Here is a 23,018-nt window from a genome sequence, read left to right as displayed (position 1 = left end):
TACATTTTTCACAGCCTTTCAACTCCTCCATCGGAAAACATTCGTTTATTTGCGGGAAGAGGAATGTGTACCTAAAACAGAACATATAACTAAATAGTTACACAATATATCCCAATTAACGGGAGTCAGTGTTCCAGGGAGGGGGGGATGCCGTGGCGCTTCATTTTTTCATACAATTTGACTCGATGGATCCCGAGAAGGACTGCGGCCTTCGTCTTGTTACCGCCGGTTGCCTTGAGCGCGGCCAGGATCGCCTTACGCTCCGTCTCGGCCTTGGCGGAGGCAAGCGTCCCTGAAAGTGCCGCCCTCCCCGCGTCAGGAACGGCCCGAAGCAGGTGCGGCGGCAGGTGTTCGGGGAGGAGCAGGTTTCCGCGGGACATCGCGACGGCCCGCTCGAGGACGTTCTGCAGTTCACGTATGTTTCCCGGCCATGAATAGGAGCAAAGGATTTCAAGCACCTCCGCGGAAAGGCGCCTTCCGGGCTCGCCGGAGTCCGAAGAAATTTTGGCAAGGAAATGCTCCGCGAGCTCCGGGATGTCTTCTCTCCGGTCGCGCAACGGCGGAATGTGTACGGGGATCACGTTGATCCGGTAATAGAGGTCGGTTCGGAACACCCCCTCTCCCACCAGCTCTTCGAGGTGCCGGCCCGTCGCCGCGATGATCCGTATGTCTACATCCCGCGAGGAAGTCCCTCCGACGCGCTCCACCTCCCTTTCCTGGAGTACGCGCAACAGCTTTGCCTGCATCGGCATCGGCATGTCGCCGATCTCATCCAGGAACAGCGTCCCACCTTGGGCCAGCTCGAACTTCCCGGCCTTCCCTCCTTTCCTCGCCCCGGTGAACGCCCCTTCCTCGTAACCGAAAAGCTCGGATTCCAGCAGCTCCGCAGGGACGGCGGCGCAGTTAAGCTTGATGAACGGCCCGCTCCTCCGCTGCCCCGCCGCGTGGATCGCGTGTGCGAACAACTCTTTCCCCGTGCCGGTCTCGCCCCGCAGAAGGACCGTCGAATCGGTGCGGGAGGCCCGGCGCGCCTCTTCCTTCGCCGCCGCTATGGAAGGCCCCTTGCCGACGATGCTCTCGAAGGTGTACTTCGCCCCCCGCAGGTGCGTCAGCTCCTCCTCGTAGTACTTCACCTTCGACTCGAGGATGTTCAGCTTCCCCGCAAGCTGCCTGAGCTGCTCCACGTCCTTGAAGACTACCCGTCCGTAAGCCCCGACGACGCGGTCGCCGTCCTTCAGCGGGATGCGGTTCACGATGACGTCCCGGCCGCGGATCGTCTGCGTTTCCCCCATCTCGGCCGAACCGGACCGCGCCACCACGTGCATCCGCGTGTTCTCGATGACCTCCGTCACGTGCTTCCCGATGGCCCCGGCGACGCTGACGCCGTTGAATTCCGCGTACGCCTCGCTGATCATCGTGATAACGCCCGAAGCGTCCACGACCACCATCCATTCGCCCGCCCCCGCAAGGACCTCCTCCAGTGTGTGAACGAGCACTTTCGTGGAGTCGAGCTCCCGGGAGATCTTTTCCGTCTCCGTGATGTCCTGGAATATCGAAACGGCTCCCGCCAGCGAGCCGTTCCGGAAGATGGGGGACCGGTTCGTCATGACCGTCCTGTGCCCGATCGCCTGCGGGCGCCCCACTTCCGGCACCCCGGTCCGCAGGACGTTGACCAGCCCGGAATTGGGGACGATCGAAAGCAGGTCCTTCCCCAGCGCCTTCTCCCTGGGCACTCCCAGGATCCGCGCGGCGGCGTCGTTGAAGGCGATGATCCTGGCGGCCCGGTCGATCGCGAGGACCCCGCTGGAAAGGGAGTCGAGGATTACTCCGAGAAATTCCCCGCCGCTCTCAGGCATCGGCATTCATGACGACGGCATCGTCATTTACGCGCTTCCCAACAGGGCACGCCGCCTGGCAGGCGAAGCAGTAATAGTAGTTTCCCGTCATGAAGTTCTGCCATAGGTCGAGGGAAATCCGGCTCGCGGTCATCTCCTTCCGTTTTTCCGGGGTCGCCTCGATGAGGCCGACAAGGTAATCCCGCCATGCCCGGTATCCGCCCGAGAAGATCAAGTCCCCGCACTTCCGTTTGTCGATCGCTCCGTTTCCGGTGAGCGCACCCGCCGGGCAAGCCTCGACGCAACGCATGCAGTGCGTGCACAACGGTTCCGAAAGCGGCTTCCCTTCCGAAATATCCGCATCGGTCACCACGCCGCCGAGGCGGACCGCCGGACCGAACTCCCCTGTGACCAGCAGGCCGTTCTCTCCGTAACTGCCGATCCCCGCGGCCACTGCGGCGCCACGCCAGTCCACCGCCCCACGCATCCCGTATTTCGGCGGCGACATGTCGATCGGGATGAAGGCGGGCACCGCGACCGCCCTGTGGCCCTTTCTTTCCAGCCACAAAGCCACGGTGTGCGCCGCCCTTGCCGTCTCATTGTAAGCGTGTATCGTGTCGTACTGGGCGACCTGCGCGTTCCGCGACCCGATGGCGCTGCGCGAGTGCGGGGCGGCGAGAACGACCACCGACCGCGCGCCGGGAAGAATGCCCTCGATCTCCTCCGCCCTTTCAGGCAACGCCTTCACAGGGACGGCCCCGCATACAGGCGCCCCGTGAGTCCCTGCGATGAACGCCACATCGAATACGTGGATCATCCCCGCTCCTCCTCCCCCGCCTGTAGATGAACCCGCAATTCATCATTGCGGGTTATGCTATTTTAGCAGCATGATGCCGAAAAACCCGAATTTCCGGGTGCACCCGTTCGGGAGGCGGAATCCTTGATCGAAGCGCGCGGGGCGAACGAGATAAGGGCGTTCTTCGAGGCCCGTGGGCTTTCGAAGGAGATCCGCACCTTCGACGAATCGACGCACAATTCCGGGCTGGCGGCGCAATCGCTCGGCGTGGAAGTCGGACAGATAGCGAAGACGATCCTTCTCATGGTCGACGAATCGCCCGTGGTCGTCGTGATTTCAGGCGACAGGCGCGTGGATTTCAAAAAGGTAAAGGCGCTGCGCGGAGGTCGCAGGGTCCGTCTCGCGGGCCCCGAGGACGTGACGACGCACACCGGTTTCAAGGTGGGGGCCGTATCGCCGGTGGCTCTTCCCGCCGGAATTCCCCTCTACCAGGATCTCTCGCTGCGCCGTTTCGCGTCGATCTACCCCGCCGCGGGGGAAACGAACAACATGTTCGCCACGACTCCCGACGAGCTGCTTTCCCTCGCCTCCGCGGTAGAAAAGGACCTCGCCAGGGCCGAAGACGCGCAATAAGGTTTCAGGCTTCCTTCGATTCCACATCGAGGAGCCTGATCAATCGCGACAGGTAGGTGGGCGTAAGGCCCAGGGTTTCCGCGGCTTTCGTCTTGTTGCCTCCTGCGCTGCGGATCGCGCGCCTGATAATGGCGCGCTTGTGCTCGCGGACGGACTCGTGGAAGCGCACTTCCTCCGGAGAGGCATTCTCTCCCTCGAGATCGGCCAACGCAAGGCAGAGATCGGGCGGGGTTATCTCTTCTCCCTCCGACAGGGCGACGGCCCTTCCGACGGCGTTCTCCAGTTCCCGGATGTTGCCCGGCCAAGGGTAGCGTTCGAGGATCTCCTCCGATTCGGCAGTGAGCTTTTTGCGTCCGAGCCCCATTTCTGCCCCGGTTCTCTGCAGAAAATATTCCGCCAGGGGGCGCAGGTCCTCCCGCCGCATCCGCAGGGGAGGGAGTTGCACCGGTATTCCGTTTATACGGTAAAAAAGGTCCTCCCTGAACTTGCCCGCCTCCATCCTCTTTTTCAGGTCCCTGTTGGAAGCGCAGATGAGCCGCGCGTCCGCCGTGAGAGTCTTCACCCCGCCGACACGCTCGAATTCCCGGTCCTGGAGCACCCTCAGGAGCTTCCCCTGCATGGGCAGCGGCACCTCGCCGACCTCGTCGAGGAAGAACGTTCCTCCGTCGGCCAGTTCGAACCGTCCGGGCTTCGAGTACGCCGCGCCCGTGAAGGCCCCCTTCTCGTAGCCGAAGACTTCCGCCTCCCACAGCGTCGGCGGGATCGCCGCACCGTTGACCTTTATGAACGGACCGTCCCTGCGCCCGCTGATCCGGTGGATGGCCCGCGCGACCAGCTCCTTTCCCGTCCCCGTCTCACCCGTGATAAGGACGGGGAAGGGTGAGGTGGCCGCCTTCTCGATCACCTTGCGGACCTCGAGCCACACCGGGGAGCGTCCCACCATGCCGAACCACTCCTCCGCCGATTCGCCGACGCCGGCCGCCCCCTCGTCGGCGGCCGCGGTACGGACGGCGTTTCCGACGATGCGCAATAATTCCGCCTCGTCGAACGGCTTGGTGATGTAGTCGAAGGCCCCGGCGCGGATCGCGTTCACCGCGTCCCCGATCGTCCCGTAGGCGGTGACCAGGATCACGGGAAGGGAAGGGTGCCGTTCCAGGCAATGCCGGAAGAGGGCCAGTCCGTCCATCTTCGGCATCCGGATGTCGGACACCAGCGCGTCCGCGGAGTGGCCGGCAAGCCACGCGGCGGCGGCTTCGCCGTCTGCCGCCTCCGCGACGTCGTATCCTTCCCGCACCAGCATCGCCCGCAGCACGCGGCGAAGGTTTCGGTCGTCTTCGGCGATCAGGATTTTTCCGCTCAACGGCTCATCCCCCCGGGAGCTTTATGATAAACCGGCTTCCCTTGCCGGGGGAACTTTCCACGGCGATGGATCCGCCGTTCTCTTCCACGATCCGGCGGCATATGGCAAGCCCCATACCCACCCCGCGTTCGCGGGTGGTGAAGAACGGGCGGAAGATCTGGGGCCGCTCCTCTTCGGAGATTCCCGTCCCGGTGTCTTCCACTGAAATCCGCGCTTCCATTCCGCCGGCCTGGACACGCACGGCGAGGTCCCCTCCTTCCTGCATCGCCTCCACGGCGTTTGTCAGCAGATTGAAGACGACCCGCTCGATCTCGGCCGGGTCCGCGTTCACCGTGGGGACCGGCTCGGCGAAGTGCACTCCGTGTTTGATGCGCGACATCCTGCCTTCCCTTTCGCGGAGCAGGCGGACCATTGCCCGTTCCACCGGCTCCCGCAGGGATATGCGCGCCGGAGTCCGGTCCACCGGACGGGCGTATTCGAGGAATTCGGTCACTACTCCGTTCAGCCTGTCCGCCTCTTCGACGATGATGTCGAGGAACTCCCGGTCCTTCGGCGCCGCCTCCCTGGAAAGGAACTGGGCCGCCCCCTTGATCACGCCCGCAGGGGTGCGCACCTCGTGGGCCAGCCCCGCCGCCAGCTCTCCGACGGTGGCGAAATGTTCCCTTCGCCGGATCCGCTGCTTCTGACGGAGATTCTCGACGGCGAGCCCGATCCCTTCGAGGAAGGGAAGGAGAAGCTCCATCTCGCGGACCGACGGTGTTTTTTCCTTCCAGTGGAAGAGCACCGCACCCACGAACTCCCCTCTCAAAAAAACAGGAAACGAAGCGTCCCGGGAATCGTCCCATATCGCCACGTCCGCCGCGCGGGAACCGCCGTGCTCCATGAAGCGCAGCGTCGGAAACCTGCCCGCGAACCTTTGGAAGGCGCGAAGGTACTCGTCCGGGCGGACCGGCAGCGATCCGACCCCTTCGTCCGTTCCGCCCTCCGGACGAATCCACAGCGACGCCCGGGCGACGAACGGGATCTGCGCAAGCCCCTCCTCCACCGTGGCCGCGACCTCGGACAGGGAGGAACACTCGGCGAGCCGCTTCGCCAGGTCCCCGAGCCGGGCTTGGACCGCCCGCGACTCCCGCACAAGCAGGTCGGACGAGATCCCGCCCAGCTTCCGCATCAGGACGGGATAGAACGTCAGCAGGAAAAAGGAGATCAGGAAGACCCCGGCCAGGGGGAACCAGAACTTCCGTCCGGAGGCCACCTCCAGCACGCCGAAGATGACGGCGAAGGCGAAAACCTGGATCACCAGTATGATCCCTCTCCCCACGATGTCGGGAAACTCGAAGAAGTGGAGGTGCAGTATCCCGGTCGCCATGAAATAGAAGAAGAGCAGTATGGCGAACGCCGCAAGGGGGGGGAAGTAGACCCCCGTCCCGGGAAGAAAATTCAGCGGAGCGACGAGGCTCGCGATCCCTCCCCCCACCAGAAGGAACTGGAATTTCTTCCGTTCGACGGAAGACGGGTTCGCGCGGAAACCGTACCGCACGACGATGTGCAGGCAAAGCCCCAGCCACGGATAAACATAAAGAAGCGCCGCGTAGTTCCACCATGGAGAGGCGAGGAGCCGATCGCTGAAGATGGTCAGCAGGAACACTCCACTTATCCACATTCCGGAGACCATGGCCGCACGAAACCATTTCGGCCGCGTCCTCACGGCGGTCCCGCTGTACCGCAACGCGAATGGAGGGATGAACATTACGCCGGCGAGGGAAACGCGGTGCCAGAAATCGGACCCCAGCGTCTTCCAGAGATATTCGGGGAGGCACCAAAGGAAAATGAGGAACGACAGGTCCGCGAAGGCGAGCGCTTCCCTGTCGTTCCTCGCCCAAACGCGCAGGTACCCCGCGATCGCAATGGCCACTATCGCGGCGACCAGGCTTCCCTGGGAATAGTAATCCATGTGCAAATCCCAGAATAGCCCGAATCGAACCCGGCCGTGAGTCAAAAAACTATTTCAGGCGGCCCTCCGCCGCTTTCCAGTCGATGTTCTTGAAGAAGGATGCGATGTAGTCCGCCCGCTTCAGGCCGTAGTCGATCATGAAGGCGTGCTCGAAGACGTCCATCACGAGGATCGGCGTCGCGCCCGCTGGATTCCCGACATCGTGCTCGTTGACCCACTGGTTGATAAATCGCCCTCCGACGGTGTCCTGGTACAATACGACCCAGCCTATCCCGCGCATCGCTCCCGCGGCGCGGAAATCCGCCTCCCACTTTTCGACGTTTCCGAACTCCGCGGCGAGGGCCTTTCCGAGGCGGCCCCCGGCATCGATCCCGCCCTTTCCGCCGAGGTTTTCGAAGTAATACTCGTGGAGGCGCATTCCGTTGAACTCCCACCCAAGACGGCGCTTCAGCTCCGCGTACTCCGGCGTGCCGGTCTTCCCGTCGGCGAGCATCCCGCCCAGGTTGTCCAGGAGCTTGTTCGTGTTGGTCACGTAACCCTGATACAGGGTGAAGTGGTTTTTCAGAAGAGTTTCGCTGAACCCTTCCATTCCGATGAGCTTTTCGTAGTTCCTGGCGGCGTATGCCATCTCCTCATCCCCTTTCGCTCCGGCGTTGGTAATGCAACGATCGAATTTTTCGTGCAGGAATCCTTCGTACATCTATATGCAGGAATGAAGGAGGTCGTTTCAGAAAAAAAGGGCGGTCATCCGGAAAAACCGGGACGGTCCTGGGATCTACCGCTGAAACATCCAACCCGGTTGGAATACCAGTTGAACTTTCAGCCTCTCACAGGACCGTCCCCTTGATTATTTTTTTGCGCGCTTTTTGCGGCCCTCGGCGAGTTTCGCCGCGAGGCCGAGTTTCTGCGCGATTTTCTTCTTGGATTCGGAATAGTTCCTTGCCACGAGCGGGGTTTTGGCGGGAATATTGAATTTCTTTCTATAATCCTTCGGAGACAGGTTGTGGCTTATGGCAAGGTGTTTTTTCAGCGTCGTAAACCCCTTGCCGCATTCCAGACAAAAGACCTTGTCGGCGCCGAATGCCTTATTCACGGGGACGGCAGGCTTTACTTCCGCGGGACCCGCTTCCTCCGTCACCTCTGCGCCGGCAAGAGAGCTTAACTTCGTAAACACCGCCTGAATTTCGTCGAGGAGATCTTCCCTGCTCATTTCATTTACCGACGCGTGAGAGGAAACTATTTCCGCCGTCAACTCTATTACAACCCGCTTATCCATTCGAAACCTCCTGTATTGATATGCCATTGATCATTTCAAAAGGAACAATGCATGTCAATACCCTTTCGTTGATTATGCATAGAAAGGAGAAAATGCCGCCACCTACGTCATCGGCTCACAATGATAAGGGAATAAACAGAACTAATAAATTACAATATAATGTAATATAGAGTTCGGACCGACCAATTATTGCAGAAAAACGCGCGGATTGATCTATAAAAGAAGGGCCAATTCCCCTGCCCCGCGGCGGATGCCGGAAAGGCGGATGTGGCATGCCGTCCCGGGTCCGAAGGCAAGCCTTATCGGATCTCCGGAGGAAAGCAGGAAGGAAGCGAAAAGGGCGATCGACGGGAGGTGCCCGGCGCAAAGGACGGTTCCCTTATCCTTGTGCTCCTCGAGGAACGAAAGAAACGCTTCCGGCGAAGCCCCGGGGGAAAGGGCGGGCGTTTCGACTATATTTTCCCCGGGATATCCGGCGGCAGCCGCGAAAATCTCGGCAGTCTGGCGAGCCCTGCGTTTCCCGCTTGCGGCGACGAGATCGGGATTGCCCATCCTGCCTGCAATGACGTAAGCCGCCGCGGAGATCGCCCGGCTCCCTTCCGCGGTAAGCGGGCGGGCGGGATCGACGTCCTCCGGCACCGCCTCTCCATGCCGGACAAGCCAGAGGTCCGTCATCGCAGGATGCGATTCGAAAGAAAGGTCCAACGAGAGCTCATATGCCGTTATAGTACCACCCATGGCGGAAACATCCCATGCTGCCCATTCTCCTTCCGGGCGGAACGGTCCCTCGATCCCCGTTCCAATCCTCATCGCATGCGCGCTGACCTTCGTCCTGTACCTCGGCGCCTACATGCGCCTGCCTCTCGTTCCGCTTTTCGCGGGGGAGCTCGGCGCCTCGACGTTCCAGGTGGGGATGATAAACGCCGGCTTCATGCTTGCGGCGACGTTTCTATCGCTCCCCCTCGGTCTTGTTTCCGACCGGCTCGGGCGGAGGCGCCTTATCCTCGCGGGAATGGCGATATCGGCCCTGACCTCGCTCTTTCTCCTCTTCGCCCGCACTCCTTTCCAGGTCGGGGCCATCTACCTTTTTTCCGGGGTAGGACTCGCATGCTTCTCGCCGGCCATGATGTCCTACGTCGGGGACGTATCCCCGACTCCCTTTCTCGGAAGGGCCTACGGGTGGTACACCTCCGCCCTCTATCTCGGAATGGCAGCGGGGCCGGGGCTCGGCGGGGTCATCGGCGGCGGCGGCTTCATGTATGCATTTTCCGTGTCCGCGGCCATTATCGCCGCGGGAGTTCTTCTCGGCGGGCCGAAGATGCCGGCTCCGCCTCCCGTCCTCGTCCCGCCCACGCGGGACCTGGCCGCGGATTTCCGCGAGATAGCGAACAACCGCGCGGTGCTTGCCTGCTGGCTCGCGACCTTTTTCTCCACCTATGCATGGGGATCCCTCTTCGCATTTTTCCCGCTGTACGCCCGCGATTCCGGGATCCCGGTGGTCCACACCGGTTTCATCTTCACCTGCCAGGCGGCGGCCAACGCCCTCTTCAGGATCCCCATCGGGCACTTTTCCGACCGGCTGGGGAAACGGGTTCCCTTCATCGTCGGCGGAAATCTGCTGTTCTCGCTTGCCATAGGCGCAGTAGGTCAGGCCACCCGCCTTGTTCCGCTTTATTTCATCTTCCTTGTAGTGGGCGGAAGCATGGCGGCGACCTTCACCGCGATCGGCGCGCTGATTTCCGAGGCGGTCCCCACACGCATCAGGGGCCTGGCCATGGGCGGCTATAACACCTGCATTTACGGGGGGTTCGCGGTATCAGCCGCGACACTCGGCGCGGTGATTTCCCGATCCGGCTTTTCCGCCGGGTTCGCCCTCGCCGGGGGGATGTGCGCGGCCGCCACCCTTGTCCTTGCCTTCCTGTTCCCCCGCGGGACCGTAACCCGATACTGAACGAAAATTCCGAAATAAACCTGGCACGGGACCCGGTTTTTTGTATACTGCATACTGTATTCCCGTTTCGTGGACATCGCGGGACCGCAGGGACGATCCCGGAGGAGGAGCATTTCCCCCATGGATAATCCTTTCCCCGAATCCATCGAAGAGCTCTCTCCGCACGACCACGTCTGTCTCTTCCACAAGGATGCGAAGGACCGCCTCGCCGCACTTGCCCCCTATTTCCGTAGCGGATTGTCCCGCGGAGAAAAATGCGTCCTCCTCTGCGGCGCGGAGGACGGGGAGGAGTTGCTTGCGGGACTGGGTGGAAAGGGCATCGATGTCGGGGCCGCTCTCTCCCGGGGATCGATTCTGGTGGAACCGGCACTGCCGCAGGATCTTCGGCTACGACCGGGAAAAAGCCGAGGGGAAATCGATCCTCGACCTGTTGGAAAGGCGCGATAGCGAGACGAAGGTGCGCGACATCGTGACGCAGGTGTTCCGCGGGGAATCGTTCTTCAACCTCAAATGGGAGATACGCACCGCGGCGGGAGACATACGATGGGTAATGACCAACGTCCAGCCTTACCAAGGCATGGGAAGCGACGTGGAGATGGGAATCTGCGTGAACGTGGACGTTACATACAGACAGAAACTCCCGGATCAGGCAGGGACGGGGGCGTAGACGCTTTCCGCCTCGGCGACGAGGCGGTCGACCAGTTCGCGGACCGAGGGAATATCGGAAATCTTCCAGACGTTCTCCCCGGAAAACACAAGCCCTTCCTCAACGTCTCCCCCGCGGGACATTTCGAGCCGGTCGATGATGCAGAAGGAATGGCTGCATTTTTTCAGGCAGCCCCTTTTGCACTGGCCGTCGTAGACGCTTTCCCCGCCGTGAAGCCGGCGAAGGAACCGGTTCCGGATCGCCCGGCCCGGCAGCCCGACCGGTGAATCGACCAGGACGACGTCCTCCTGCCTGGCGTTCAGATAGGTCTGCTTGAAGGCTTCGGAGACATCGCATTCCCTGGTGAGGACGAAACGCGTCGCCATCTGCACGCCGTCCGCGCCGTACCGGCTCATCATTTCGCCGACTTCGTATCCGTCCGTGATCCCCCCCGCGGCGATGAGCGGAACCTTCTTCACCACCTTCCGGACCTCGGGAAACAGCTCGCGCAGAGCCCTGTCGGTGCCGAGGTGGCCTCCGGCTTCCTTGGCCTCAACCACGATCGCGTCGGCCCCGCTGCGCTCCGCGAGCTTGCCGAACTCGGGAGAGGAAACGATGGAGACGATGGGTACGTTATGGTCCTTGCCGACCTTGAAGATATCGCGGGAGAATCCCGCCCCTGTGACTATCATGTCCACACCGGCCTCGATGGAGGCCTTGACGGCTTCCATGAACTCACGGATGGCGAACATGATGTTGACGGCGACGATCCCCTGGGTCATCCGCTTCGCCTTGCGGATGTCCTCCCGGAGCTCGTCCACAGGGATGCCGGAGCCCCCGATCGTCCCGATTCCCCCGCATTCCGCCACCGCTGCCGCGAGCGAGGACGTCGAAACGCGGACGGACATCCCCCCCTGCACGATCGGGATGCGCGCCGTGAATTTACCTATGGTAAGAGTCGGCAGTCTCAACGTTCCCCCCCGTTCAAAGCAATAATATTACTCCAATATTTCCGGGCGGTGAAGTAAAAATTACCCTTCCCTTCATACCGCGCAGGGGGACCCCCTGCCGGGCAGCAGGGACAAACGGAAGGGACGCTCGGGCAATTTCCGATCCCTTAAGGCTGCCGCGATCCCGGAAAGGGGGACGATCCGGTATCCCAGCTCCGCCGCACCACGTAAAATCTCCGCCAAAGCGTCCCCCCAGATTCCACCCTCGGCTTCCGCATGCGCGGGCAGGACGTGGATTCCCCCCGTCGAAAGCGCCGAAAGTACCGCTCCGGCCCCCTTTGCGCCTCCCGATTCCTCCAGGCAGGGCAGGTCGGAGGGGACTTCGAGCTTCCCCGTACCCGCAAGAACGAAGGGAACCGGGGCGCGCGTGCAACTCAGGTATTCCCAAGGATATTCCGAAAGGACAGCGACCGCCCGCTCGGTAAGCAGCCATGCAGGAGCTGCGAAAGCCCTGGGCGCGTGGCCGAGGCAATCACGGTAGGCGGCAAGCCCCCGGTCGAACCACTCCCGGATCCATCCCTCTTCCTTGCGCGGCAAGGCGTCCTGCCAGGTGCGGTGGTCCCATGCGTGGAACTCGACCTCGTGTCCCTGCGCCTCGATCTCCCTGCACAACTCCGGGAACGCGGCTGCGATCATCGGGGCGGGAAGAAGCGTTCCGTAGAGGGCGGTCCTCCACCCGTAAAGCCCCGGAGCGTTCGTTCGCACCATCTTGGCGAGGAACCGGGGATTGCGGAGGAGCCGGTAGACCGCTTTTCCCGAGTTGTCCGGGCCGAAGGAGAGAAAGAAGGTGGCGCGGACCGAGGCGGCCGACAGCGCCGCAAGGAGCGCGGGAACCCCCGCCTCCATCCCGCGCCGCGTGTCGACGTCGATCTTGAGAGCCAGTATCCGCTCGCCGGCCATCTACCCGCAGCTATACTTGGTTTCTTCCCCGTCCGGCCGCGGCGCGGCGCTTCGGAGGCGCGTTTTCTTCGAGGAAAGCGTCGAGCGTCCGCTTCAACGCGTCCCGGAGCCCCACCTTCGGGCTCCAGCCGAGGAACTCCTTCGCCCTCGCAATCGACGGCGTTCGGGTTTGAATGTCCTGGTATCCCTTCCCGTAGAACTGGTCCGAGCTCACCCCCACGATTCCCGGAATCTTTCTCCCCCTGGCGAAGGGATGCTTCGCGAAAAGGTCCCGGAGGATGCGGGCCAGGTCGCGGACCGAGCAGTCGTTCTTCGGGTTCCCGATGTTGTAGATCCTTCCGGAGGCGCACCCCCCGCGGTTCTCGAGGATTTTCATAAGCCCGGCGATCCCGTCGTCGACGTAAGTGAAACAGCGGCGCTGCATGCCGCCGTCCACGAGCTGGATGGGCTCGCCGAGGAACAGGTTGGCGATGAACTGGGTCACCACGCGCGAGCTGCCTTCCTTCGCCGTTTCGATAGAGTCGAGCCGGGGGCCGATCCAGTTGAACGGCCGGAACAGGGTGAACGAAAGCCCCTGCCGCCCGTAGGCCCAGATGACCCGGTCCAGCAGCTGCTTGCTGCAGGAGTAGATCCACCGGTCCCTGGAGATGGGGCCCAGGACCAGCGGGGAATTCTCCTCGTCGAACTCGGCGTCCTGGCACATGCCGTACACTTCGGATGTGGAAGGGAAGACGACCCGCTTGCCGTAACGGTGGGCCTGGCGCACGATCCGGAGGTTCTCCTCGAAGTCCAGCTCGAAGACCGAGAGGGGACGCTCCACGTAAACCTTCGGAGTAGCGATGGCGACGAGGGGCAGCACCACGTCGGCTTTCTTGATGTGATACTCGATCCACTCCTTGTTGATGGAGATGTCCCCTTCGACGAACTCGAACCTCGGATGGTCGACCATTGCCCCGAGGCGCTCCGCCGAAAGGTCCATCCCGTACACCTTCCAGCCGGTGTCCGCAAGGATGCGCGCGGTCAAATGATGCCCGATGAAGCCGTTGACTCCGAGAATCAGTACCTTCATTCGAATCCTCCCTTTATCGCCTTCCCGAAGAGGGCCGCGATCGCCTCCCCCTCCGCCTTCCTGCGGTTCCACTCCGCCTCCTCGATCTGCAGAAGGCCCGATCCGGTGCCGACCAGGACGCGCGCAGGCGTGCGCACCGTCGTAAGGCATCCGCTCGCCGTTTGCAGCGAGGTTCCCCCCGCGACCGTCATCTTACCCGGCGCGGGCGCTTCGGGGAAGCCTTCCGCCGGCACGGGCCTGGCGCGCCATATGTAGCACTTCTCCCCGCCCAGCGTCGAGAAGGCGCCCGGGTAAGGACGGGTGACCGCGCGTACGAGGTTGTATATTTCAACCGCCGGGCGGCTCCAGTCGATCCGCCCGTCCTCCGGCCTTCGCCCGCCGTAGTAGCTCCCCTTCTCTATCTCGTTGCGCCGCCTCGGTATATCCCCACCGGCGATCCTCGGCAGGATGCCCGCCAGCAGGCGCTCCGCCGCCCCCTCCATCTTTCCGTACAGCGTGAACGCCGTGTCCTCGAACGAGATCGGCACCGGCTCCTGCGCCACGATATCCCCCGCGTCCGGCTTTTCGGCCATCACATGCAGGGTCATGCCGGTCTCCGTTTCGCCGTTCACCAGCACCCAGTTGACCGGGGCCCGCCCCCGGTATTTCGGCAGGAGCGAGCCGTGCATGTTCATTCCGCACAGCCCGGGAGCCGAAAGGATCTCCTTCCCCAGCATCGAGCGGTAATAGAAGGAGAAGAGAAGATCGGGCTCGGCGGCGCGGATCGTCTCCGGCCAGGGGGGGTCGTTCACTCTTTCGGGGAGGTGGACCGGAATCCCGTTCTCCCGGCAGAACTCCGCCACCGAACCGAACCAGATGGTTTCTTCCGGGTCGTCGGCATGCGAAAAAACCATAGGCACTTCGAACCCGTGCGAAAGGAGCGCACGGACGCCGATGATCCCCACGTTGTGATAGGCGAAGGCGATCGCGCGCAACCGCCTCACTCCCCGTGGACCTTCCGTATGGTGAACCTCGGCCGTTTACGGACCTCGTGGTAGATGCGCCCCACGTACTGTCCCATGATCCCGAGGGCGAAGAATAGCCCGCCGACGAAGAAGAACAGTATGGCGAACAGGGTGAAGACGCCGTACTCCGCCCACGCCGCGCCGTAGACAAGGCGCATGACGCCGAGCATGAAGCCGAGCGCGATGCCGCCGAGCGAAAGCACGGTGCCGAGGTACAGCAGGACCTTGAGCGGGAATTCGGAAAAGGAGGTGAGCAGGTCGAACTGGAGGCTGAGCAGTTTCGGCAGGGTGTAGTTCGAGATGCCGCCGTGCCGTTCCTCATGGGCGACCGGGATCTCCGTCATCCGTTTCGCGTAAAGGGTCGCAAGCGCGGGGATGAAAGTGGAATATTCCTGGCTCTCCACCATCCGGTCGACGACCTCCCGGCGGTAGGCGCGCAGCATGCAGCCCCAGTCCGTCATGCGGACGCCGGTGATCTTCCGCGTCATCGCGTTTACGATGCGCGACGGGATCGTGCGCAAAAGCGAGTCGCGCCGCATCCGCCGTACCGTCCCGACGACCTCGTAGTTCCCCTCCTCCATGACGCGGATCATCGAGGGGATTTCCTCCGGGGGGTTCTGAAGGTCCGCATCGAGCGTAACGACGATCTTTCCGCGCACGATGGAAAAACCCGACATGACGGCGGAGTGCTGCCCGTAATTCCGCGTCAGCTCCACGACGCGCACTCCCCGCCGCCCCACGAATCCCGAGAGGACCTCGAGCGAACGGTCGCGGCTTCCGTCGTCGACGAAGATGATCTCGAAGGGGCGGCCCATCGGCTGAAGCGCGGCCTCCATCCTGTCCATGAGCAGGGAGAGGTTCTTCTCCTCGTTGTAGACGGGGATGACGACGGAGATCACGCGGGAATTTCCGAAAGGATCTCGCGGATCGCCGCGCAGACGTAGTCGGCGTCGGCGTCGGCCATCCCGGGGTACAGCGGGAGGGAGAGGATGCGGGCGCCGGCACGTTCGCATCCGGGGAAGTCCCCTTCCTTCGTTCCGAACCGTTCCCTCACGTAGGACAGAAGGTGGCAGGGGGGGAAATGCAGCCCGGTCCCGACGTTGTAATCCGCAAGCCGCGCCAGGAACGCATCCCGGTCCATCGACGTGACCTTGACTATGAACAGGTGCCAGGCATGCTCGTGCGGATAGCCCGGGGATTCCGGCAGGTCGATCCCCCGGACCCCGGCAAGCCCGTCGAGATAGCGCGCCGCAAGAGCCGCGCGCCGCCGGTTCATCAGATCGAGTTTTTGCATCTGGACCACTCCCATCGCCGCCTGGAGGTCGGGGAGGTTGTACTTGTATCCCGGCTCGCGGATGTCGTAATGGGGAGTGCCCCCCTTGCCGTACCGCTTCCACGCGTCGCGCTCGATCCCGTGGAACCGCAGAAGCCGGAGCTTCCCGGCCAGGGCGCCGTCGTTGCAGGTCACCATCCCGCCTTCGCCGGTCGTGATGTTCTTGATGGGGTGGAAGGAAAAGATGGCGATGTCGCCGTAGCCTCCGGCATGTTTCCCCTTATACCGGGTTCCCACGGCATGGGCGGCGTCCTCGATCACCGGTATGCCCGCCCTGCCGGCCGCGGCGCGGATCGGATCCAGGTCGGCCGGGGCCCCGGCGAAGTGCACCGGAACGACCGCCTTAGTCCGCCGGGTGATCGCGCGCTCCATCCCGTCGGGCGATACCTGCAGGGACCCGTAGTCGCTGTCCGCGAAGACGGGCCGGGCGCCCCTCAGCGCGATCTGGTTCACCGTGGAGGCGAACGTCATCGAGGGAGTGACGACCTCGTCCCCGTCGCCGATGCCGAGAGCGGCAAGAACGATATGCATACCCGCGGTGGCGGACGAAACCGCAACCGCATGCGCCGCTCCGGACAGGTCGCGGAACTGCGCTTCGAGTTCCGCGACCCTCGGCCCGCTGGTGATCCACCCGGACCGGATCGATGCCGCTACGGCGTCGATTTCATCGTCGTCGAGCCAGGGACGTGAAAGGGGGAGAAAATCTTTTCGGATTTCCAAACGGTATGCCTCGCGCGCCTTGTCGTTTTCGTCAGGGACGGTTCACAATGAGGATACCCGCATCGGACCGGTAGAGCAACCGATGGCCGGGGAACTTCTCCAGGATGAGCGGCATCGCGTCGCGCTTGAAGACGCAAAACACCCTGGCGCCCGATCCCCAAAGCCGCTGGAACCCCGCCGCGTCGAGGAAATACTCCCCGCGGTCTTTCGCCCGGGTAATGCCGAATTCCAGCTCACCCGCCTCCTCCACGAGGACCGCGCGCCGTTTCGTATAGAAGGGAATCCCGTGCCGGTACGTACGGTACTGCGCAACGACGTCTCCCGGCCTCATGTCGGAGGCGAGGACGGCCGCCATTTCCTTCACCGACTTGTACGATCCGATGTGCCTCGCGGCGGGACGGTTCAACGAGGTCAGGAAGAGCGCCAGCAGGAGAAACGAGAGAAGGATCACGCGCTCGGCGGAAAGCCGCCGGATGAAAAGGGGAACGGTCCCCCAAAGCAGGATCAGTACGATCGGCAAAGCAGCAAGGGAAGTCCACTCCGCAGGATCGAGGCGGTGTTTGGAAAATGAAGGGAGCAGAAAGATCGCGGCGGCAAGAAGCGCCGCGAGCCCCAGCGGAGACCGGCAGCGCGTCGATCCGTCTTCCCGTTCCGCCCACAGGTCGAGGCCCCTCCCGAACAGCACGGCCAGCGGAGGGAAGAGCGGCGCCAGGTAGGTCGGCAGCTTCGATCCCGAGAAGGAGAAGAACAGAAAGATGAACAGGACCCAGGAGAGGAGGAACAACAGGTCCTCCCTCGGGAGAAATCTTTCACGCGCGTCCCTCACGGCGAGGAAGACCCTGCGCAGAAACGCGATCCACGGAGCGAACCCCCCGATGACGACCGGGATGAAATACCAGAACGGCTGCACGTGGCGGTGGATCTTCGTGGTGTACCGCAGGATCTGCTCGTGCACGAAGAAGAACCACAGGAAGTCGGGATTATTCCTCTGGACGGCCGCAAGCCAGGGAAGAGCGACGGCGAGAAACAGGAGGATGCCGGGCAGGGAGATCGCACGCGGAATCTCCCGGTGCCTGCGCGAAAGCGCGAGCCAGCTCACGATTATCGCGGCGGGAAACACCGCCCCCACGAGACCCTTCGTGAGAAACGCCAACCCCGCTGCTCCGTACGAGACGACGAGATAAAGGCGGCTCTCCCGTTTACCCGAAAGATAGAGGTAGGCGGGGAAGATCGCGAGGAATAGCGTTACCGCAAGAGTCATGTCGAGCGTGTTGAGCCGGCCGATGACGTAGTAATAGAGGGAAGTGGACAGAACGATCGCCGAGAAAAGACCCGTGCGCCAGCCCGCGAAACAGGAGCCCATCCAGTACGTCAACAGGATCCCCGCCACCGAAACCGCCGCGGTGAACGACCGTGCCGCGAACTCGTTCTCGCCGAAAAGGCGCAGGCAGAGCGCGTTCCCCCAGTAGAAGAGAGGGGGCTTTTCCAGGTAGACGAAGCCGTTCAGGCGCGGCGTCACGAAATCGCCCGAAAGAAGCATCTCGCGGGGGATCTCGGAGTATCTTCCTTCGTCCGGCTCCATCAGCGGCATCGTTCCGAGCGCCGAAAAGTAGAAAAGGACGAAGGCGAGAACGAGGAGCGACAGTGTGCGGGGGCTCACTTCCGCCGCCGATGTATAAGGATGTACCCCATGGCGGGGAATTATATCTCATCGGCGCGGGGCGTCCCGGCGATGATTCGGGAGAAGCCGGGTGAACTTGGTATAATACGCGCATAATATCCCCGGGGTGGGCGAGGAAAGGAGGATGTCATGAAGATGTCCCGTTCGACGTGCGTGCTGTTCTCGTCGTTCCTCGCGCTGGCCGTATCATTCGCCGCTCCCGCCCTCGGGGAAAGCGGCAGGAAGAAGGCGGCTTCCCCCGCCGGGCCGGTGTCACCCGTTTTCGGCGTAGGCATCCCCGGCGGATACAGGAACTGGCAGCTCATCGCTGTCTCCCACCGCACCGACAACAAGGACGAACTCCGGGCGGTCCTCGGGAACGAAATCGCCATGAAGGCGTTCCGCGGAAAGACGCTTCCCTTCCCCGACGGGGCCATGATTGCGAAGCTTGCCTGGAAACGCGAGCCGATGAAGGAGTTCGCGGGAGCGTGGGTCCCCGGCGTCGCCCCGCGGATCGAATTCATGGTGAAAAACTCGAAGAAATACGCGGCAACCGGCGGCTGGGGATTCGGGCGGTTCATCGACGGAAAACCCGCGGACGAGGCGGCCCACAATTCCTGTTTCCCGTGCCACCAGGCTAACGTGAAGGACCACGACTTTATCTTCACCCGGTACGCGCCGTGACCCTGCGGGCCGGCCGATGAAATACCGGGCTGGAACGATCGGGAAGGTGCTGCTGGCGCGGATCGACCACGGGGAGCCGATCGTCCCAGCCCTCACGGAATTGTGCGCGAAGGAAGGGATCCTTGCCGGCTGGTTCTTTCTTCTTGGAGCCGTGACGAAGGGAAGCATGGTCACCGGTCCACGGGAGGAGAGCCTGCCTCCCGTGCCCGTCTGGACGGGGTTCCCGCAGCCGCACGAGATCGTCGGAATGGGAAGCGTCGCCCGTAAGGACGGCGCCCCGTCCCTTCACCTTCACGCCTCGCTGGGCCGCGGCAACGAGCCGCTGACCGGGTGCATCCGCAAGGAAGGGGAAGTGTACCTCGTGGTGGAAGCGCTGATCCTCCAGGTCGACGGTATGTCGGCTTCGCGTGAGCCGGACGCCCGCACCGGGCTGGAGCTGTTATCCGTTGAGTGATTTCTCCGTGAGACCGCTGCGAAGCGGCAGCTCCGGGAACCTGACGCTGGTGGAGCACGCGGGAACTGCGTTCCTGGTGGACGCGGGCCTGCCATCCCAGCGCGCGCTTTCGGCAGCGCTGTCCGAGGCGGGATTCGATTGGGACGATATCGACGCCGTCCTCGTATCTCATCTTCACGGAGACCACATACACCCTTCCGCGGTCGCATGCTGCGCCCGGCACGACGTGCCGATCCTTATCCACGAGAAAAACGTAAGAGCGTATTCCCGCAGGATCCTTTCCCGGTCTCCCGCCTCCGGCCCCCTTAGGACCTTCGGCGGCGAGCCGTTCGCCGTCGGGAGCATCGAGGTTCATCCGTTCGCCGTCCCGCATGACGCCGAGGGTCTCACATGCGGTTTCCGCATCGAGGCCCGCTCGGGGGACCGCGAAGCGCGCGTCTCCATGGCCACCGACCTCGGGACCGGCGGGAATGGTCTCTTCGAGCGGTTCGTCGACAGCGACATAATCCTCATCGAATCTAACTACGACCCGTCGATGCTCGCCTCGAGCCACCGGAACCATGTCGACCGGGCGCGTGTGGATTCCGACGTGGGCCATCTTTCCAACGAGCAGGCGGGGAAATTTCTCGTGCGTACGTTCCAGGAAAGCCGGAAACTGCCGCGGGCGGTGGTCCTTTGCCACTTGAGCGCGGATCACAACACGCCGGCGCTTGCCGTCTCTACCGTCAGGGGGATCCTGTCGCGGTACGGTTTCGGGGATGTGCCCGTGCACGCCGCGAAGCGGAACGGGCCTTCGCCGCGCTATTTCGCGATGGAGGCGGGCCGGAGATGAATATATAATCCGATGAGGACGTCAAACGCTCCGGGGAGGTTATCAATGCGGAAGATCCTGTGCACGGCGATCGCCGCCGTTTTCCTGGCAACGATCCTCCACGGGTGCGCGGAAACCGGCCGTACGATACGGGAAAATCCAAAAACGACGATCGGGGCGGGCGCGGGCGTCGTGGGCGGAGCCGTGGTCGGCGGGCTCATCGGGGGAAAGCGCGGCGCCGTGGTCGGGGGACTTCTCGGCGGACTTGCGGGGGGAGCTATCGGCCACCATCTCGACCAGCAGGAGAAAACGCTCGCCCAGACGAGCAGGGAATACGCATACTCCCCCTCCCAGGGGATCCGGCTCAAGATCGAGTCCGTCCGGTCCAACCCGGCGGTCCTGGCTCCCGGAGAGACGATCAACATAAACCTGACGTACGCCGTCCTCGTCCCTTCCGCCGAACAGCAGGTCCTCGTCAGGGAAACACGGGAAATTCTCGTCAACGGGTCTTCCGTCGGAAAAACCTCGATCGAGATCGCGCGGGAAGGCGGGACGTGGAAGAGCATCGTCCCCATCACGCTGCCCGCCGATGCCCCGGCGGGGAAATACCGCGTCGTCGCATCGGTTGAAAGCATGGGGGGCGGGAAGGACATCGGAGAGACGTTCTTCAAGGTCCGCCAATAGTTTCCCTTCACACTTCCGGCATGCCGCGAACGATACGCAGAAAAGACGTCGAGCTTCTGGCCGACGCGAGGCACTGGGACCCTTTCTCGGTTCTCGGTCCTCATGTCGTTCACGTCGGAGAACAGAAAGCGCTGGCCATCCGCGCCATCCTGCCGCGCGCCTCGCAGGCGTTCGTGACGGTTTCAGGCGAAGGGGGGCAGCCCCCGGCGGAAATGAAGCGCCTCCACCCGGAAGGCGTGTTCGAGGCGGTTTTTCCAGGCGTCGCCGAGCCCTTCCCGTACCGGATCGAAATCGTCGACCGCGAGGGATACCGCTGGATCCAGGACGATCCGTACTCCTTCGGCTGCATCCTGACGGAGTTCGATATCCACCTGCTGTCCGAAGGGACGCACCTCGACCAGTACAACAAGCTCGGCAGCCATATTTTCCGGATGGGAGCCGTTTCAGGCGTCTCCTTCGCCGTCTGGGCCCCTAACGCCGAGCGCGTCTCCGTTGTGGGCAACTTCAACCACTGGGACGGCCGGGCCCACCCGATGAGAAACCGCGGCGACTGCGGCGTCTGGGAGATTTTCATTCCGGGGCTGGCGGAGGGGGAAATCTACAAGTACGAGATCCGGGCGCGCGTAGCGGGAGAAGTGTTTCTCAAGTCCGACCCATTCGCCCTCCGCTTCGAACCGCCGCCCCGCACCGGATCGATCGTCTGGAATATAGACGGCTACACATGGGGCGACTCCGAGTGGCTCGCCGCACGTGCCTCCCGAAACCCGGTGGAAGCGCCGATGACGGTCTACGAAGTCCACCTGGGCTCGTGGAAGCGGAAGGAGGAAGAGAATTACAGGTACCTCACCTACCGGGAGCTGGCGGATGAACTCATCACCTACGTCCGCGAAATGGGATATACGCACATCGAGCTGCTGCCGGTCACCGAACACCCCTTCGACGGCTCCTGGGGGTACCAGACGCTCGGACACTTCGCCCCCACCGCGAGGTTCGGCCTTCCCGGGGACTTCATGGAATTCGTGGACAGGTGCCATCAAGCGGGAATCGGGGTGCTCCTCGACTGGGTGCCGGCCCATTTCCCGAAGGACGCGCACGGGCTGGCACGGTTCGACGGAACCCATCTTTATGAACATGCCGACCCGCGGAAAGGGGAGCACAGCGACTGGGGAACGCTCATATTCAACTACGGGCGGCGCGAGGTGCGGAATTTCCTTCTCTCCAGCGCTCTCTTCTGGCTCGAGAAGTACCACATCGACGGCCTCCGGGTGGATGCGGTGGCCTCGATGCTCTACCTCGACTATTCCAGGGACAACGGCGCCTGGATTCCCAACGAGTTCGGGGGGAGGGAGAACCTGGAAGCCATCTCGCTCCTGAAGCGGATGAACGAGCTCGTACACGAGAAGCATCCGGGGGCGGTGACGATCGCGGAGGAATCGACCGCATGGCCGATGGTGTCGCGCCCGGTCTACGTCGGCGGGTTGGGGTTCACCTTCAAGTGGAACATGGGATGGATGCACGACATGCTGGAATACATGGAGAAGGAGCCGGTCCACCGGAAATTCCACTTCGGGACGCTCACCTTCGCACTGCTCTACGCCTTCCACGAGAACTTCGTCCTCCCCTTCTCCCACGACGAGGTCGTCCATCATAAACGCGCGATGCTGGACAAGATGCCCGGGGACCTGTGGCAGAGGTTCGCGAACCTGCGCCTCCTGTATTCCTACATGTACGCACACCCGGGAAAGAAGCTGCTCTTCATGGGGGGGGATTTCGGCCAGTGGGTGGAATGGAACCACGACGGGCAGCTTTCGTGGGACCTTCTCCAGTGGGATACGCATAAAGGACTGCAGGCGCTGGTGCGGGACCTGAACCGCCTCCACGTGTCCGTGCCCGCCCTGCACGAAGTCGACTTCCGCCCCGAGGGGTTCGAGTGGATCGACTTCCACGACGTGGACAACAGCATTATCTGTTTCCTGCGGCGGGCGAAATCCCCCGACGATTTCATGGTATGCGTGTACAATTTCACTCCCGTCGTCCGGAAGGATTACAGGGTGGGCGTTCCCGCCCCCGGCTTGTACCTCGAGGCGTTCAACAGCGATTCCGCCTATTACGGCGGCAGCAACATGGGCAACGTGGGCGGCGCGAACGCGGAGGCCGTTCCGTGGAACGGCCGTCCCTGGTCCGTGAGCCTGACTCTCCCTCCGCTGGGCGCGCTGTACCTGCGACTTTCGGGATAGC

At 62.8% G+C, this 23,018-nt stretch carries 22 protein-coding genes; 8 read left to right on the top strand and 14 right to left on the bottom strand.

Going from position 1 to position 23,018, the window contains the following annotated elements; all coding sequences use genetic code 11:
• Positions 1-125 precede the first annotated feature (125 nt).
• A complete protein-coding gene (locus tag HY896_11050) occupies positions 126-1,856 on the bottom strand; it encodes a sigma 54-interacting transcriptional regulator (GenBank protein ID MBI5576886.1) in 1,731 nt (576 codons plus the stop codon).
• Entirely contained in the window at positions 1,849-2,652 is an 804-nt protein-coding gene (locus tag HY896_11045) for an epoxyqueuosine reductase (protein ID MBI5576885.1), read from the bottom strand. Before HY896_11045 ends, HY896_11050 begins: the two co-directional genes overlap by 8 nt.
• A gap of 123 nt (positions 2,653-2,775) precedes the next feature.
• Between HY896_11045 and HY896_11040 the strand changes: the two genes are divergently transcribed.
• The gene (locus HY896_11040; protein ID MBI5576884.1) at positions 2,776-3,264 is read left to right on the top strand and encodes a YbaK/EbsC family protein; all 489 of its coding nucleotides are present in this window, start codon (positions 2,776-2,778) and stop codon (positions 3,262-3,264) included.
• A 4-nt stretch (positions 3,265-3,268) separates the two neighbouring features.
• Here the strand turns inward: HY896_11040 and HY896_11035 are convergent, their stop codons facing one another.
• The 5 genes from HY896_11035 to HY896_11015 form a co-directional block, all read right to left on the bottom strand.
• Positions 3,269-4,624, bottom strand: a complete 1,356-nt coding sequence (locus tag HY896_11035) for a sigma-54-dependent Fis family transcriptional regulator (protein MBI5576883.1) — start codon at positions 4,622-4,624, stop codon at positions 3,269-3,271.
• Between the two features lie 4 nt (positions 4,625-4,628).
• On the bottom strand, positions 4,629-6,578 hold the full coding sequence (locus HY896_11030; GenBank protein ID MBI5576882.1) for a hypothetical protein: 1,950 nt from the start codon (positions 6,576-6,578) through the stop codon (positions 4,629-4,631).
• A 49-nt stretch (positions 6,579-6,627) separates the two neighbouring features.
• Entirely contained in the window at positions 6,628-7,206 is a 579-nt protein-coding gene (locus tag HY896_11025) for a superoxide dismutase (GenBank protein ID MBI5576881.1), read from the bottom strand.
• 219 nt (positions 7,207-7,425) lie between these two features.
• Positions 7,426-7,854 carry a MucR family transcriptional regulator gene (locus HY896_11020; protein ID MBI5576880.1) on the bottom strand — a complete coding sequence of 143 codons (429 nt, stop codon included), beginning with the start codon at positions 7,852-7,854 and terminating at the stop codon, positions 7,426-7,428.
• A gap of 213 nt (positions 7,855-8,067) precedes the next feature.
• A complete protein-coding gene (locus HY896_11015) occupies positions 8,068-8,559 on the bottom strand; it encodes a histidine phosphatase family protein (protein MBI5576879.1) in 492 nt (163 codons plus the stop codon).
• Positions 8,560-8,590: 31 nt separating this feature from the next.
• Here HY896_11015 and HY896_11010 point away from each other — a divergent pair, with 31 nt between their 5' ends.
• Both HY896_11010 and HY896_11005 read left to right on the top strand, forming a co-directional pair.
• Positions 8,591-9,805, top strand: a complete 1,215-nt coding sequence (locus HY896_11010; GenBank protein MBI5576878.1) for an MFS transporter — start codon at positions 8,591-8,593, stop codon at positions 9,803-9,805.
• Between the two features lie 295 nt (positions 9,806-10,100).
• Positions 10,101-10,472, top strand: a complete 372-nt coding sequence (locus HY896_11005; protein MBI5576877.1) for a PAS domain-containing protein — start codon at positions 10,101-10,103, stop codon at positions 10,470-10,472.
• Here the strand turns inward: HY896_11005 and HY896_11000 are convergent.
• From HY896_11000 to HY896_10970, 7 genes are all read right to left on the bottom strand, one after another.
• Positions 10,451-11,422: a nitronate monooxygenase gene (locus HY896_11000; GenBank protein ID MBI5576876.1), complete on the bottom strand. Its 972-nt coding sequence runs from the start codon at positions 11,420-11,422 to the stop codon at positions 10,451-10,453. The genes HY896_11005 and HY896_11000 overlap by 22 nt on opposite strands.
• A gap of 72 nt (positions 11,423-11,494) precedes the next feature.
• Positions 11,495-12,361 carry a polysaccharide deacetylase family protein gene (locus tag HY896_10995; GenBank protein ID MBI5576875.1) on the bottom strand — a complete coding sequence of 289 codons (867 nt, stop codon included), beginning with the start codon at positions 12,359-12,361 and terminating at the stop codon, positions 11,495-11,497.
• 10 nt (positions 12,362-12,371) lie between these two features.
• Entirely contained in the window at positions 12,372-13,430 is a 1,059-nt protein-coding gene (locus HY896_10990; protein MBI5576874.1) for a bifunctional UDP-4-keto-pentose/UDP-xylose synthase, read from the bottom strand.
• The gene (locus tag HY896_10985) at positions 13,427-14,413 is read right to left on the bottom strand and encodes a formyltransferase (GenBank protein ID MBI5576873.1); all 987 of its coding nucleotides are present in this window, start codon (positions 14,411-14,413) and stop codon (positions 13,427-13,429) included. The genes HY896_10990 and HY896_10985 overlap by 4 nt, the downstream gene beginning before the upstream one ends.
• A complete protein-coding gene (locus HY896_10980; protein MBI5576872.1) occupies positions 14,410-15,447 on the bottom strand; it encodes a glycosyltransferase in 1,038 nt (345 codons plus the stop codon). Before HY896_10980 ends, HY896_10985 begins: the two co-directional genes overlap by 4 nt.
• Positions 15,330-16,481 (bottom strand): aminotransferase class I/II-fold pyridoxal phosphate-dependent enzyme, encoded by a 1,152-nt coding sequence (locus tag HY896_10975; protein ID MBI5576871.1) that lies wholly within the window; start codon positions 16,479-16,481, stop codon positions 15,330-15,332. Before HY896_10975 ends, HY896_10980 begins: the two co-directional genes overlap by 118 nt.
• A 37-nt stretch (positions 16,482-16,518) precedes the next feature.
• Positions 16,519-18,147: a glycosyltransferase family 39 protein gene (locus tag HY896_10970; GenBank protein ID MBI5576870.1), complete on the bottom strand. Its 1,629-nt coding sequence runs from the start codon at positions 18,145-18,147 to the stop codon at positions 16,519-16,521.
• Between the two features lie 156 nt (positions 18,148-18,303).
• Here HY896_10970 and HY896_10965 point away from each other — a divergent pair, with 156 nt between their 5' ends.
• Genes HY896_10965 through glgB form a run of 5 tightly spaced genes read left to right on the top strand, consistent with a single transcriptional unit; the run spans position 18,304 to position 23,017 of the window.
• Positions 18,304-18,831 carry a cytochrome P460 family protein gene (locus HY896_10965; protein ID MBI5576869.1) on the top strand — a complete coding sequence of 176 codons (528 nt, stop codon included), beginning with the start codon at positions 18,304-18,306 and terminating at the stop codon, positions 18,829-18,831.
• A 16-nt stretch (positions 18,832-18,847) separates the two neighbouring features.
• Positions 18,848-19,285: a DUF296 domain-containing protein gene (locus HY896_10960; protein ID MBI5576868.1), complete on the top strand. Its 438-nt coding sequence runs from the start codon at positions 18,848-18,850 to the stop codon at positions 19,283-19,285.
• A complete protein-coding gene (locus HY896_10955; GenBank protein MBI5576867.1) occupies positions 19,278-20,117 on the top strand; it encodes an MBL fold metallo-hydrolase in 840 nt (279 codons plus the stop codon). The genes HY896_10960 and HY896_10955 overlap by 8 nt, the downstream gene beginning before the upstream one ends.
• Before the next feature lie 45 nt (positions 20,118-20,162).
• On the top strand, positions 20,163-20,780 hold the full coding sequence (locus tag HY896_10950) for a hypothetical protein (protein ID MBI5576866.1): 618 nt from the start codon (positions 20,163-20,165) through the stop codon (positions 20,778-20,780).
• A gap of 20 nt (positions 20,781-20,800) precedes the next feature.
• Positions 20,801-23,017: a 1,4-alpha-glucan branching protein GlgB gene (glgB, locus tag HY896_10945; GenBank protein ID MBI5576865.1), complete on the top strand. Its 2,217-nt coding sequence runs from the start codon at positions 20,801-20,803 to the stop codon at positions 23,015-23,017.
• Position 23,018 lies beyond the last annotated feature (1 nt).

The organism is Deltaproteobacteria bacterium (assembly GCA_016218975.1).
In the GTDB taxonomy this organism is placed as follows: domain Bacteria; phylum Desulfobacterota; class Deferrimicrobia; order Deferrimicrobiales; family Deferrimicrobiaceae; genus JAENIX01.
Note: the sequence above shows the minus strand (reverse complement) of the source record. Positions and strands in the feature narration are given on the sequence as shown.

Bases quoted from the DNA above. Each gene is read 5' to 3' on its own strand.
- HY896_11050 (MBI5576886.1), bottom strand. From the start codon at position 1,856: ATGCCTGAGAGCGGCGGGGAATTTCTCGGAGTAATCCTCGACTCCCTT.
- HY896_11045 (MBI5576885.1), bottom strand. From the start codon at position 2,652: ATGATCCACGTATTCGATGTGGCGTTCATCGCAGGGACTCACGGGGCG.
- HY896_11030 (MBI5576882.1), bottom strand. From the start codon at position 6,578: ATGGATTACTATTCCCAGGGAAGCCTGGTCGCCGCGATAGTGGCCATT.
- HY896_11025 (MBI5576881.1), bottom strand. From the start codon at position 7,206: ATGGCATACGCCGCCAGGAACTACGAAAAGCTCATCGGAATGGAAGGG.
- HY896_11020 (MBI5576880.1), bottom strand. From the start codon at position 7,854: ATGGATAAGCGGGTTGTAATAGAGTTGACGGCGGAAATAGTTTCCTCT.
- HY896_11010 (MBI5576878.1), top strand. From the start codon at position 8,591: ATGGCGGAAACATCCCATGCTGCCCATTCTCCTTCCGGGCGGAACGGT.
- HY896_10995 (MBI5576875.1), bottom strand. From the start codon at position 12,361: ATGGCCGGCGAGCGGATACTGGCTCTCAAGATCGACGTCGACACGCGG.
- HY896_10990 (MBI5576874.1), bottom strand. From the start codon at position 13,430: ATGAAGGTACTGATTCTCGGAGTCAACGGCTTCATCGGGCATCATTTG.
- HY896_10980 (MBI5576872.1), bottom strand. From the start codon at position 15,447: ATGCGAACGTGCCGGCGCCCGCATCCTCTCCCTCCCGCTGTACCCCGG.
- HY896_10965 (MBI5576869.1), top strand. From the start codon at position 18,304: ATGTCCCGTTCGACGTGCGTGCTGTTCTCGTCGTTCCTCGCGCTGGCC.
- HY896_10960 (MBI5576868.1), top strand. From the start codon at position 18,848: ATGAAATACCGGGCTGGAACGATCGGGAAGGTGCTGCTGGCGCGGATC.
- HY896_10950 (MBI5576866.1), top strand. From the start codon at position 20,163: ATGCGGAAGATCCTGTGCACGGCGATCGCCGCCGTTTTCCTGGCAACG.
- glgB (MBI5576865.1), top strand. From the start codon at position 20,801: ATGCCGCGAACGATACGCAGAAAAGACGTCGAGCTTCTGGCCGACGCG.